Source organism: Streptococcus catagoni, from assembly GCF_011421425.1.
GTDB lineage: Bacteria > Bacillota > Bacilli > Lactobacillales > Streptococcaceae > Streptococcus > Streptococcus catagoni.
Genome location: NZ_WPCW01000001.1, coordinates 813029 through 825078, shown reverse-complemented (window position 1 = coordinate 825078; position 12050 = coordinate 813029). Strand labels below are relative to the sequence as shown.

The following is a 12050-nucleotide window of genomic DNA, read 5'->3' as shown; positions in this document are numbered from 1 at the left end:
CATTTAGAGAGTTAAGTGACGATAGCCTAGGAGATACACCTGTACCCATGCCGAACACAGCAGTTAAGCCCTAGAACGCCTGAAGTAGTTGGGGGTTGCCCCCTGTTAGATAGGGAAGTTGCTTAGCTTTAACCACTCATGGGAGTTTAGCTTAGTTGGAAGAGTCCAGAGGACTGTTTCAAGTGGTGGATGGGGAAAGCGAAAGCTTTCGACCTAGCCAGCTGAGTTAAGCTGCCATTCATGGGAGTTTAGCTCAGCTGGGAGAGCATCTGCCTTACAAGCAGAGGGTCAGCGGTTCGATCCCGTTAACTCCCATAAAGGTCCCGTAGTGTAGCGGTTATCACGTCGCCCTGTCACGGCGAAGATCGCGGGTTCGATTCCCGTCGGGACCGTTTAAAATGTCTGGGAGACATTTTAAAGTTGCGGATAGGATAAGCGAAGCTTATAACATTCGTAAAAGAGATTTAGACTCGTTAGCTCAGTTGGTAGAGCAATTGACTTTTAATCAATGGGTCACTGGTTCGAGCCCAGTACGGGTCATAAGATGCGGGTTTGGCGGAATTGGCAGACGCACCAGATTTAGGATCTGGCGCTTAACGGCGTGGGGGTTCAAGTCCCTTAACCCGCATAATAAAAAGCCGGCTTAGCTCAGTTGGTAGAGCATCTGATTTGTAATCAGAGGGTCGCGTGTTCAAGTCATGTAGCCGGCATTGTGATTTTAAAAAATTACAAATTTTCCAAGCTATTATGCTTGGGCGCGTAGCTCAGGTGGTTAGAGCGCACGCCTGATAAGCGTGAGGTCGGTGGTTCGAGTCCACTCGTGCCCATTAAATTAATATTATGGTCCGTTGGTCAAGGGGTTAAGACACCGCCTTTTCACGGCGGTAACACGGGTTCGAATCCCGTACGGACTATAGTGTGGATCCTCCTAGAGGATCCTTTTTTGTGAAAAAATGGCTGAGCTTTCTAGACAAGAGTTGCCATGAAAAGAAAATTTTCCTAAATAAAAACCGTATAAAACCAACGCTTTTTAAACGAAGTTTTATACGGTTTTGCTATTTTAGGAGTTTTTGTCAGCCCCACTTAGTTAATTTCATGACTTAAAAGGATGGTTTCAATACCAGAATTATCAACAATGTAAACTGTCTTTGGTAAGAATGGATCGTAAGGGTAAGAAAAATCGAAAACGATTCTTAAGCTTTGTTTTTGATCACTATACTCAATAGATAATTCCTTCTTTTTATTTTTTTGCAGGTGAAAGACTAAGACATTATTTAATGTAAAGACTCCTTTTAAGTTTTTATCTATGATATACCAAAAAGTATCAATAATTTCTGGAGGCATGGTTGTTGCTACACCAAAACTTGCATATCTTTCCTGTGTATTTTGAAATGCCATCTTCTCTCCTTTTTACAATAAAGCAAAGCACCCCCAAAGGAGTGCTGGACAACTATTAACGATTCTTCAGTTCAAGATAACGTTTGTACCAAATCTTTATATATGCCTTTGAAAAGGGACCCTTTTCTTTATTTATCCAATCCACCAATATCTTGACATTCTCTTTCAAAAGAAAGTCAATTTCACTTGGATATTGCATTTTTATTTTATGCACCTCATACTCATCAACATCCAGTAATTTCTTTTCACCATCAGTAAAAACTTTTACGTCAAGATCATAGTCAATATATTTGAGTGCTTCACCATCCATCAGATAGGGACTAGCAAGGTTACAGTAATAAGAAATACCACTATCTCTAATCATTGCGATGATATTGAACCAATATTTTTGATGAAAGTAGACAATGGCGGGTTCTCTGGTCACCCATCTCCTACCATCACTTTCAGTTACTAGAGTATGATCATTCACGCCAATAAATGCATTTTCAGTTGTCTTTAGTACCATAGTATCACGCCAGGTTCGGTGTAAACTACCATCATGCTTATAACTTTGAATTGTAATAAAGTCGCCTTCCTTAGGTAATTTCATGCCTTTCCAACTTTCTACAATTAAACTTATCAAATATATTTTATCACAATTGCAGAATAAAATCACTTCATAAGAGCAAGTCAGAGATAATCCCTGAGGCTCTCATTAATAGCGTCACTATCAAAACCTTTGCGATATAAACTTTGAAAAAGCTTTTGCCTTAATTCATATCCTTGGTATTTTTTGCTAAATTTGCGGTGCTGCTTATCTAGTTCCTTCACTAAAAGATAATCAAGCTGTTCCTTTTCAGTCTCAAATTGGAGGTTCTCGACAATTCTTTTAGCAGTGTCATAAGAGAACCCCTTGTTAAGGATTGACTGAGTGACCTTATCACGCAGAGCTTTAGAAGGCAGCTTAGCCTGATATTTCTTGAGACATTTTTGAGCAAGTTTTTGGGCAATGGGATAGAAGTCAAAGTTTGAGAGTTGCTGATCGAGCTGACGAGCAGAAATCCCTTTTTGCATCAATTTTTGTTTGAGAAGATGAGGACCATTATCACCAGTCAGTTCATTTTGCTTCAGAAAACTCTCAATATAGTTATCATCATCAATCCATTTGTCTTTTTCAAGTTCCTTAATGATTTTGGTGATAATAGACTGGTCAATCTCATGTTTTTTCAAGTAGTCTGTGACCTGTTTTTTTGTCCTTACTTGATAGGATATAAAATAGAGTGCTAAGTTTTTGCCATGGGAAAATTGGGCAAATGCTTTTATGGCTTCAAAATCTTTATCTGATATTATCATACCCTTACTGAGCATAAATCTGACGATAGTATCCTCGGTGACATATAGCTTTTCTTGATTATCAAGCTCAAGTAAATAAAGCCTTTTTTTCTTTTCAATCTTACTTATTTTCATACTAATCATTATAACAAATTAATGGTAAAATAGAAGAAGAGATAAAATAGTTACAAGTTGATAAACAAAGAGCATCAGAAAGAAAAGAGATTTAATGAGCTATTTAAGAGAGAAACAAAAGATTCCCCTTAAAATAAAGAGAATGGGAATAAATGGTGAAGGCATCGGCTTTTATAAAAAGACCCTGGTTTTCGTACCTGGAGCCTTAAAAGGTGAAGATGTTTTGTGCCAGATTACTTCTGTGAAAAGAAACTTTGTGGAAGCAAAAATTGTGACCATTAATAAAAAATCAAAGTTTCGCGTCCAAGCACCATGTCCGATCTATGATGAATGTGGGGGCTGTCAGATCATGCACTTGGCCTATCCCAAGCAGCTTGATTTCAAAGACGATCTTATTAAACAAGCTCTGAAAAAATTCAAGCCTGAAAATTATGAAGATTATGAAGTGAGACCCAGCTTAGGCATGGCAGAACCTTGGCACTATAGGGCAAAATTACAATTCCAAACCAGAATGGTTTCAAAAAAGGTGACTGCTGGACTCTATGCAGAAGGCAGTCACCGTCTCGTTCCTATTGAAAATTGTGTGGTTCAAGATAGTTTAACACAGGAGATTATTAATAAGGTTGTCTTCTTATTAGATAAATACAAGGTTCCCATTTATAATGAACGCAAAGTTGATGGGGTGAGAACTGTAATGGTAAGAAAAGCTCTATCTAGTCAGGAAGTTCAACTGATTTTTATTTGTAGTCGAGAGGTAAGACTGAGTGGGGTCATTAAGGAACTAAGTGAAGCCTTCACTCAAATTAAATCTGTAGCACTGAATAAAAACCAATCTAAGTCAAGTGAGATCTATGGTCAGGAAACAGAAATTATTTGGGGTACAGAGACCATCACTGAAAAAGTTCTTGATTATGAATTTTCCTTATCACCCAGAGCTTTTTACCAGCTGAATCCACAGCAGACTGAAGTCTTGTATGATCAGGTTGTCAAGGCTTTAGAGGTGAGGTCTGATGATCACATTATTGATGCCTACTGTGGGGTTGGTACTATCGGTTTTGCCTTTGCGCAGAAGGTTAAGAGTGTTCGGGGAATGGATATTATACCCGAGGCTATAGCTGACGCGCAAAAAAATGCCAAGAAAATGGGATATGATAATACCCATTATGAAAGTGGAAAAGCAGAAGTGATCATTCCAAAATGGTATGAAGAAGGCTACAGAGCTGATGCTATCATTGTGGATCCACCCCGAACTGGTTTGGATGACAAACTGCTGGCGACTATCTTAAACTACCAACCACCTAAAATGGTCTATGTCTCTTGCAACATATCCACACTGGCGAGAGATTTGCAAAAACTCAGCAAGGTCTATAAGGTTGATTATATCCAGTCTGTAGATATGTTCCCGCACACAGCTAGGACCGAAGCTGTAGTGAAATTACAAGTAAAAAATAATACATAGATATCCTTTATTTCAAGCACTTTATGGTAAGTCTTCCTTACAGGAGAAGGCTGACTAGTAAAAAGGAAGAAAAGGATTCCAAACCTAGATAAAGTGATGGTTTTTTGATCATCACTCTTTAGATTAGCATTTTTCAAGAAATCTTATGTCAAATAAGCTGAGCTCTTAAACTTAGTTTTTGTTCTGATGAGAGTTACTGAAATCCTTTTATTTTCTATGAGATCTGAGCTTCAAAAGAAGTCATAAAATTCTTAGAGAAAGTGGCTTTGATCTTGACCAGCTAAGAAAAATATCAAAAGATTTTGTAAATTTCAAGATAAAAGAGAAGCTGATCATTTTGCCTTTTTAGAGTAATTGGCTGGCTTTACTAATCTTATAAATAGAGTTTTTATATTAATTAAATTTAATTTTTATAAAATTTATTTTTTTACAGAAACATGAGTAAACCATGCTTAGTAAATAAGTTAATTATAGTGAATTTTCAGAAAAATTTAGATTTACTAGATAAGTAGAATTTGGCTTTTGATTTCAAAGTCTAAAATGTAATTAAAAAATCAGATAATTATAAAATGAAAAATATTATTTTATTATAATTAAATTAACAAACTAATTTTATGGCAAAATAGAGCATTATTTATCAGTAAGGTTAGAGTAAGGCTACAGCAATGTGTTGACGCTGCTCTCTTGAAGTAGTATGATACGTTTGTAGGTACCTATAATCTAAAATACTGTGCAGTATTAAGTTATTTTAATTTAGGAGGGGACAACCATGACAATTAAACGCATGATCTATTTGTCCGGAGCTGTGCTAGCTGGGATTACATTATTTTCTCCAGCTATCTTGGAAGCACATGCTAATCAGACTACTGGCCCAGTGGCAGTTAGTCAGGTCAATAATCAAAAACAAGAGCTTAAACAAAAGCTCTATCAAGATAGTAGTCAATTGAATTCTATCAAAGGTGAAGTTCAAGGTACAGATGTTGAAAAGTCAGTTGATACTGCTATAGATGCTGTAGGTAAGCTGAAATCTGCTTTAAGTGCTAATCCAGAAACTATTTATGATTTTGGATCAATTGGTGCTCGTATAGAAGCTATTTCAGATGTTATTGAAGCCATTAACTTCTCAACTCATAACCTAACCAACAAGATTAGTCAAGCTAATGTTGATATGGGATTTGGAATAACTAAACTGGTTATTCGTATAGCAGATCCATTTGCTTCTGTGGATGCTATTAAAGCACAGGTAGCAGAAGTTAAAAAATTGGAACAAACAGTGATGACTTATCCTGATTTGAAGCCAACAGATAGGGCAACTATCTATACAAAGGCAAAACTTGATAAGGTAATTTGGGATACTCGTATACAAAGAGATAAAAAAGTTCTCAATGTAAAGAGCTTTGCTGTTTATAATACTTTAAATAAAGCTATTACACATGCAGTAGGTGTTCAATTAAATCCTAATGTTACCGTTCAAGAAGTTAATCAAGAAATTGTAGCGCTTCAAAAAGCACTTCAAACAGCGTTGAAATAATGTAAAGAGGATTGAGGCTAATTGAAATAATTAATTTATAAACCGTTTATGGTACAATGAAAACAAGATTAAACTTAAGATTAAAGATCTTAGTTTTAAGTGCTATCTATGTTTTCACGTATTTTTCACTCCATCAAAAAAAGGCAGTAGCGATATTCGTTACTGCTTTTTATAGTAAGAGTCAAAGTAAGTCATAAAAAGAAGTTTGCTGATCACTGATAGGTAGGTTGGTCTCCTTAGGACTTACTTATCATTTGCCAAAATGCAAAGTTAGGAGTAAAATTAGGTTTGCTTAATTTTTAATATAAGAAAGGTTCTATAATGCATAAGAAAATACTTAAAGATCAGTTAATTGACTATGCCAATGGCCCTTCGCTTGAAGAGATAAATGGAAGCATTCATGTCCCTAAAAATATGAGTTTTTTACGAACCTTGTTTGCTTACTCTGGCCCGGGAGCCTTAGTTGCCGTTGGCTATATGGATCCTGGTAACTGGTCAACTTCTATCACAGGAGGTCAAAACTTTCACTATTTATTGATGTCCATCATCTTAATGTCTAGTTTAATAGCAATGTTATTACAATACATGTCAGCCAAGCTAGGGATCGTGACTCAGATGGATTTGGCTCAGCTTATTCGTGCCAGAACAAGTAAGGCACTGGGAATTGTTTTGTGGATACTAACAGAACTGGCCATTATGGCTACTGATATTGCAGAGGTCATTGGGGGAGCAGTCGCCTTATATTTGTTATTTCACATTCCTTTGGGGATTGCAGTATTTATTACTGTTTTTGATGTCTTGCTTTTATTATTACTCACTAAATTAGGATTTAGAAAAATAGAAGCCATAGTGGTTGCCTTAATTTTGGTGATCTTCTTTGTTTTTGCTTATCAGGTCATCTTATCTCAGCCTGTTTGGCATGATGTCTTAAAAGGTTTACTACCTAATGAGAAAGCTTTTATTACCTCTTATATGGTAAATGGCCAAACGCCTTTAACAGGAGCATTAGGTATTATTGGGGCTACGGTTATGCCACATAATCTTTATTTGCATTCATCTGTTGTTCAAAGCCGAAAGGTAGATCATGCTGATAAGGATGATGTAGCAAGAGCCATTCGTTTTTCCACTTTAGATTCAAATATTCAATTATTGATGGCTTTTCTTATAAATTCCTTATTACTTATCATGGGAGTTGCAGTGTTTAAAGCTGGAAGTGTAGAAGATCCTTCTTTCTTTGGGCTATTTAAAGCTCTGTCTAATCCTGAAGTTATGAGTAATTCTGTTTTGGGTCATCTTGCAAGTTCTGGAATCTTGTCAGTATTGTTTGCTGTGGCCTTGTTGGCATCTGGTCAAAATTCAACGATAACGGGTACCTTGACAGGACAAATTATCATGGAAGGTTTTATTCATATGAAAGTCCCTGTATGGCTACGTCGGGTAGTAACCAGGCTTATCTCAGTTATTCCAGTTATGATTTGTGTAGTCATGGCAAGTGGTAAGTCAACCATAGAAGAGCATATTGCTATTAACAATTTATTGAATAATTCACAGGTGTTTCTGGCTTTTGCTTTGCCATTTTCGATGTTACCTTTGTTGATATTCACAAATAGTAAAGTAGAAATGCATACTCTATTTAAAAATACCTGGCTTGTAAAAGGGGTCGGCTGGGTCTCTGTTATTGGTTTGATATATCTTAATATGAAAGGTCTACCTAAACAGATTGAAAGTTTTTTTGGAGATCATCCAAGCCACTACCAAATTCATATGGCAGATCAGATAGCCTATCTTATTATTGGTCTTGTTATTTTAATTCTAATTTGGACAATGGTTGAATTGTTTAGGGGTAATCAAAAATTGATGAGGGGCTTTGAAGGCTAGTTTTACTGAGAAGAGCTCTATTTTTTTGAAATCAGTTCCACAAAGATAGTAGAAGCTCGAAAAGCTCAATTGCTATTAGTGGATGAATTGGCCCATACAAATTGTCCGAGTTCACGTAATAAAAAAAGATATCAAGATATTAGGGAATTGCTTTGTGCAGGTATTGATGTTTACACAACTGTCAATGTTCAACATATTGATAGCTTAAATAATGTGATCGAAAAAATTACAAGTATTCGTGTTAGTGAGCGCATACCTGATGATGTTTTTAATCAGGCAGATCAAATTAATCAGAGTGCTATCCGAGCAGCTTCACGCTTGGCTACTGCTTTTAAGGCTGAATTTACTGCCTTCTATATCTGGGATTTAGAGATGGAGCATGCTGATTGTGAGACTGATGTCAATCTACGTCAAAATCTTGAATTAGCAGAACAGTTAGGTGCCAAGATCTCGGTCGTTTATGCCAAAAATTTGTCTAATCAAATTGTAGCTTATGCTAAGATAAGCCATGTTTCAAAGTTGGTTATTGGAAAAAGTTTTGAAAGAAGAAGATGGCCCAAAGAAAATATTATTGATGTACTCAGCCAAAGTGTACCCAATCTTGATATTTTGTTATTCCTAATGCTTGAAGAAAGAAAGTGCATGATTATCATAGGATGTCCCCTGCTTTTCAATTACCGAAATGGCAATTTTCTATTAATGACTTATTTAAAACCATAGCCATGTTAATAGTTGTGACCGTAGTGGGATTACTCTTTCGTTATTGACAATTTAGTGTAGATAATATTATTACTATCTACATTTTAGGGGTACAGATAAATGCGGTTTGGACAAAGGAAAAAGTCTTCAATCTGAAAGATCCAGTGGACCTTTTTATCTGCTCTCCTTGAAACTAGAATGAGAGCACAGCCAAGTCCGAGCCACTTTAGAAAAATATCAAAAAAGTGAAGACAAGAACTTTGTCTTCACTCTGAGCGTAATTTAGATACTACGCTTTTTTGCTGCTCTGATACTATTATAGCAAAAACACGCGCGTGCTGATCAAACTATCCTTACCAGTTTTGAAAGTGAGCAATCATTATTTAAATAATTCCTTAAAATTCCACCACTGGTCTTGGATGCCATCTCCCAAGCGTTGGTGCCAAGTTTTCTTAGCTTCTTCTTTTTGCTGTTGTTTAAAAAATTCTAGCGCATCATTTTCTTGGTCTTGTCTCTCTAGATCATCCTCAATTTTCTTAATTTCTTCATCGTATCGCTTATCTTCTTCTAAGGATAATGTATCTCTGTAAAAGGCAGAGCCAGCATAAAAACCATCATCTCCTGTGAATGAGAATGTTAATCTTTCGCCCTTTTTAAGTTCGGATGATAATTTAACAGTATGTTGAGCACCGTAAGGCAATCTCTTAGAAAATTTAGCTTCTTCATTGCTTGAAGATTTTTGTTTTTTATTAGAGATTTTTGTGTTTGATACACTTTCCCTAGAAACTTTGACGGACCAAGCTTGAGGAAGCCAGATTTTTATTTCATCACCTCCCACAAAAAAATCTGATACAGTAACTTCATTTACTTTTTGCTGTGGACCATCAAGGACGAATTTATTCTGTTCATTTTTCCCATCCGCTCTAACACTCACAGCACACATTGACAGGCACAAAGCTATTATCATACCTAATTTCTTTTTCAAGTTATTCTCCTTTAAGTAATTCATAATATTTTTTATTTGCTACACAACATAAAACAAGGAACATCTTATACATGGCCTTGTTTATGCTGTTTTATAACATTTAATAATTAATTAATCCGTTTTTTACGGTCTTTTTTACTAAGAAGTCCTGCTCCTCCAATAACAGCTAACGCCGTGATAGTAAAGAGTGCTTCTAATTTATCTTTATCTCCAGTTTGAGGTAGTTTATTTTCTACTTTAGCAATAGGAGTTTGAGAGATAGCTTTATTAATTGCAGGGATAGGTTCTTCGTTATCAAAGTGGAATTGAAGCTTAGGACGTGTGTCTTCTTCAATAACAGTAGCTTCATTAAATCCAGACATGCCAGAGGCTGTATCTTCTGTAATATTAACAATATTATCTTGACCACCGATAATAACTTCAGGTTGTTTCGTATCCTCAGTGATAGTAGTGTCGCCAGAATAGCCAGATACATTAGGTAGCGTGTCCTCTGATAATTCAACTGGATCACTTTGACCACCCATTATAATGGTATTAGATTCTGGTTTTGTATCTTCGATAACTTCTTGATTGTCATCAACTGAGTTTTGGCCAGATTCAGCATATTGATTATCTGGATTGCTATCTTCTGTAAAGTCAATCACATTACTGCTAATAATAGTATCTGTTTTCTCTGGTTCTGTGTCTTCAATGATTGTTACATGTTCAGACTGCCCAGACATACCAGGTTGAGTATCTTCGGTGATTTCCACAAGAGGGTCTATATTCTCTTGGATTGAGATAGAACCACTTGCTACGCCTGATTCAATACTTGAGCTTGTGTCTTCTATAATATCAATTATTTCACTAGAACCATAGCTCGTCTCTGGTTCATCATATTTTGGCATATCTGGGAATGTTGGAGGAATCACAATCTCCTCTACAATATCTGGCACAGGAACCATTGCTTTAGTATAAGTTAAATTGACATCCTCAAGTTTCTGACTATTTGATGTCTTATTATTAATTTTATAAGAGATAGTATTTGAAATGATTTTTGTGGTTAATGAGTTGTCATTCTCTGCTGATGTTGAACGTTTATTTCTGGTGTTTGACATAGCTTCTTTGATCTTGTCTTGATTAACTTTTAGTTTATAAGTTAAAGTTAATGGTTTCTCAGTTTCGAACGCATTTTTAAGTTCATCTTTAGAAATTGTCCAAGTAAGAGAGTCTTTTGCCGAATTTGATGAGAACCAGGAAAGTAAGCCATTACTAGTAGACCTTGGTGTGTACTTAATTGCTTGCTCTTTATTTTTGTTGTTATTTTCCAGTTTCCAAGAATCTTGCTCCAACGGAACATTACTATCAAAAGTATCAGTAACTATCACTTCTGATAATATATCTTTGAATTTTTCTTTATTGTTAGCATCAACATTAGTTAAAAATTGATTTCCTTCAGACATTTCTTTTAAGTAATTATCAAACACAGTATTGCGTTTTTTGTAGAGCTCTTTATCTTCTTCTGCTTTTTTCTTTAGGTACTCTTTAGTGTATGGATAACCGTCCTTAATCTGAGCTGCTTTTACATTATGTTTAGGATCCGTGACATCAAACGAATAGAAGGTGATCCCCTCATCCCTTGCCATTTTGGCTTCAGCTTGAGCTGAGAGGTTATGGTTATAATAAACATAATTACGACCATAGAAAAGATAATCAACAGCTTTACTGATAAATAATTCTTCCAAACTATCAACCGTTCCATTTAAGTTCAAAGCACTTAATAGATTACTTGATAGTTTATTTAGGCCAAAAATATCTAACCAGCCCCACTTCCCGTCAGCCTTCTCTTTTAAAGACTTTATCTTAGTCTTAACTGCTGTTGCTACTATACCCTTTAAAGGAACATCACTTGTTTCTCGGGTATAGTAACTTCTGTGGTGGTAACCTTCCCCTAAGCGATTAGAATAGTCAAAGTTTGTTATAGCTTTAGTATCTAAATCTGCCAAAGTAATATAATCCAAGGGGTTATTTGTTCCCAATAGTGTACTGCTTATATTAAAGAATTCATTTCCCGTACTTGCAATGTTGTCTAAAAGGCCACCATATCGCGTAATCCCTAATTGTTCTAGAAACTTCTGAAACCTTTTGCCATCCTCAACAAGGTTAGCTTTTCCTGTTGTTGTATCAAAATAAAAAGGCCAAGGTAAGAGAGGATTGCTGCTTGTAACGGGTTCCTTTACAATAGTTTTGGATAAATTACTTTTATTTTTAATATCGTAACTAAAAGTTGCTTCTCCCTGTGAGAAAAGCACAATATGTTGACGTTTACCAGACTTTTTCTCTTTCTCATTATTAAAGATTTCTCTGGCTTTGTGAATCGCTCCCTGTAGATCTACACCCCAGCCGTTATAATCAGTTTTAGCTTTTTCGCGAACGTTTTTTAGTTGTTTCTCAACTTGTTCTTCAGAAAAACCAGATAAACTAATAGGAGTTCCAATCTTTCTATAAAAGTCGATTAAACGAACAGAGTTACGACTATTATAATTAGGGGAGTCGGTAGTACTCTTAGAAGTCAATGTAGTCACTAATTTTTTGATATTTTCTTTAGCGCTATTGAAATCTTCATCTGTCATTTTACTAGAAGTATCTAGTAAAATGATAACCTCAGCACCTTT

9 protein-coding genes, 7 tRNA genes and 1 rRNA gene are annotated in these 12050 nt (G+C 35.8%); 12 read left to right on the top strand and 5 right to left on the bottom strand.

The annotated features are described in order from the left end of the window. The first annotated feature begins 11 nt into the window (after positions 1-11). From rrf to HBN42_RS03820, 8 genes are all read left to right on the top strand, one after another. Positions 12-127 (top strand): 5S ribosomal RNA (rrf, locus tag HBN42_RS03855). A 115-nt stretch (positions 128-242) separates the two neighbouring features. Then, positions 243-315: transfer RNA gene (locus HBN42_RS03850), tRNA-Val, on the top strand. 4 nt (positions 316-319) lie between these two features. Then, a tRNA-Asp gene (locus HBN42_RS03845) sits at positions 320-392 on the top strand. Between the two features lie 75 nt (positions 393-467). Beyond that, positions 468-540 (top strand) — tRNA-Lys (locus tag HBN42_RS03840). A gap of 6 nt (positions 541-546) precedes the next feature. Continuing rightward, positions 547-628, top strand: a tRNA-Leu gene (locus HBN42_RS03835). A gap of 9 nt (positions 629-637) precedes the next feature. Beyond that, a tRNA-Thr gene (locus HBN42_RS03830) sits at positions 638-710 on the top strand. Between the two features lie 43 nt (positions 711-753). Beyond that, positions 754-827, top strand: a tRNA-Ile gene (locus HBN42_RS03825). A gap of 15 nt (positions 828-842) precedes the next feature. Then, positions 843-914, top strand: a tRNA-Glu gene (locus HBN42_RS03820). A 169-nt stretch (positions 915-1083) separates the two neighbouring features. Here the strand turns inward: HBN42_RS03820 and HBN42_RS03815 are convergent. The 3 genes from HBN42_RS03815 to recX all read right to left on the bottom strand — a co-directional run bounded on the left by HBN42_RS03815 (position 1084) and on the right by recX (position 2844). Next, the gene (locus HBN42_RS03815; RefSeq protein ID WP_165993744.1) at positions 1084-1398 is read right to left on the bottom strand and encodes a DUF960 domain-containing protein; all 315 of its coding nucleotides are present in this window, start codon (positions 1396-1398) and stop codon (positions 1084-1086) included. Positions 1399-1453: 55 nt separating this feature from the next. Next, complete coding sequence (ntdP, locus tag HBN42_RS03810) at positions 1454-1987, bottom strand: nucleoside tri-diphosphate phosphatase (RefSeq protein ID WP_165993743.1); 534 nt, start codon at positions 1985-1987, stop codon at positions 1454-1456. A gap of 80 nt (positions 1988-2067) precedes the next feature. After that, positions 2068-2844 carry a recombination regulator RecX gene (gene recX, locus HBN42_RS03805; protein ID WP_165993742.1) on the bottom strand — a complete coding sequence of 259 codons (777 nt, stop codon included), beginning with the start codon at positions 2842-2844 and terminating at the stop codon, positions 2068-2070. A gap of 94 nt (positions 2845-2938) precedes the next feature. Here recX and rlmD point away from each other — a divergent pair, with 94 nt between their 5' ends. The 4 genes from rlmD to HBN42_RS03785 all read left to right on the top strand — a co-directional run bounded on the left by rlmD (position 2939) and on the right by HBN42_RS03785 (position 8432). Then, positions 2939-4303: a 23S rRNA (uracil(1939)-C(5))-methyltransferase RlmD gene (gene rlmD, locus HBN42_RS03800; protein WP_165993741.1), complete on the top strand. Its 1365-nt coding sequence runs from the start codon at positions 2939-2941 to the stop codon at positions 4301-4303. Between the two features lie 769 nt (positions 4304-5072). Continuing rightward, positions 5073-5834 carry a CAMP factor family pore-forming toxin gene (locus tag HBN42_RS03795; protein ID WP_165993740.1) on the top strand — a complete coding sequence of 254 codons (762 nt, stop codon included), beginning with the start codon at positions 5073-5075 and terminating at the stop codon, positions 5832-5834. 321 nt (positions 5835-6155) lie between these two features. Further along, a complete protein-coding gene (locus HBN42_RS03790) occupies positions 6156-7712 on the top strand; it encodes an Nramp family divalent metal transporter (RefSeq protein ID WP_165993739.1) in 1557 nt (518 codons plus the stop codon). An 87-nt stretch (positions 7713-7799) separates the two neighbouring features. After that, positions 7800-8432 carry a histidine kinase gene (locus HBN42_RS03785; protein ID WP_235925312.1) on the top strand — a complete coding sequence of 211 codons (633 nt, stop codon included), beginning with the start codon at positions 7800-7802 and terminating at the stop codon, positions 8430-8432. 358 nt (positions 8433-8790) lie between these two features. On the opposite strand, the gene HBN42_RS03780 is transcribed toward HBN42_RS03785, so the two are convergent. Continuing rightward, positions 8791-9396 carry a hypothetical protein gene (locus HBN42_RS03780; RefSeq protein ID WP_165993738.1) on the bottom strand — a complete coding sequence of 202 codons (606 nt, stop codon included), beginning with the start codon at positions 9394-9396 and terminating at the stop codon, positions 8791-8793. A 107-nt stretch (positions 9397-9503) separates the two neighbouring features. Beyond that, positions 9504-12008: a serum opacification factor gene (locus HBN42_RS03775; protein WP_235925313.1), complete on the bottom strand. Its 2505-nt coding sequence runs from the start codon at positions 12006-12008 to the stop codon at positions 9504-9506. Positions 12009-12050 lie beyond the last annotated feature (42 nt).

Excerpts from the sequence above, each read along its gene's own strand:
- recX (WP_165993742.1), bottom strand. The coding sequence starts at position 2,844 with ATGAAAATAAGTAAGATTGAAAAGAAAAAAAGGCTTTATTTACTTGAG.
- rlmD (WP_165993741.1), top strand. The coding sequence starts at position 2,939 with ATGAGCTATTTAAGAGAGAAACAAAAGATTCCCCTTAAAATAAAGAGA.
- HBN42_RS03815 (WP_165993744.1), bottom strand. The coding sequence starts at position 1,398 with ATGGCATTTCAAAATACACAGGAAAGATATGCAAGTTTTGGTGTAGCA.
- HBN42_RS03790 (WP_165993739.1), top strand. The coding sequence starts at position 6,156 with ATGCATAAGAAAATACTTAAAGATCAGTTAATTGACTATGCCAATGGC.
- ntdP (WP_165993743.1), bottom strand. The coding sequence starts at position 1,987 with ATGAAATTACCTAAGGAAGGCGACTTTATTACAATTCAAAGTTATAAG.
- HBN42_RS03795 (WP_165993740.1), top strand. The coding sequence starts at position 5,073 with ATGACAATTAAACGCATGATCTATTTGTCCGGAGCTGTGCTAGCTGGG.
- HBN42_RS03775 (WP_235925313.1), bottom strand. The coding sequence starts at position 12,008 with ATGACAGATGAAGATTTCAATAGCGCTAAAGAAAATATCAAAAAATTA.